The 304-nt window shown below is 62.5% G+C and carries 1 rRNA gene; it reads right to left on the reverse strand.

The window, feature by feature from the left end:
* Positions 1–177: 177 nt before the first annotated feature.
* Positions 178–304: ribosomal RNA gene (locus PUR61_RS36770) — 16S ribosomal RNA — on the reverse strand; the annotation flags it as partial.

Below are 304 nucleotides of genomic sequence, written 5' to 3' on the forward strand. Positions count from 1 at the left end.
AGACCATAACGGCCGTTCCCTCAGGACCCAACAACGTGCCCGACACAGTCAAACCCAGATCGCTTTCCACGCCGAAGCAGAACTCACGTCCGATCACTTCCTGAGCCGAATAGTCAACGATCCACCCATGAGCGACCGAGCCGAACATTCGCCAGCAAGCGGCCATGCGCTCCTGAGAAAGGAGGCGCTCCAGCCGCACCGTCCGGTCCGGCTACCTTGGTACGACGTCGTCCCACTCGCTGGTCCCACCTGCGACGGCTCCTCCCCGTACGGGTTAGGCCACCGGCTTCGGGTGTTACCGACT

Source organism: Streptomyces sp. BE20 (assembly GCF_036322525.1).
In the GTDB taxonomy this organism is placed as follows: Bacteria; Actinomycetota; Actinomycetes; order Streptomycetales; family Streptomycetaceae; genus Kitasatospora.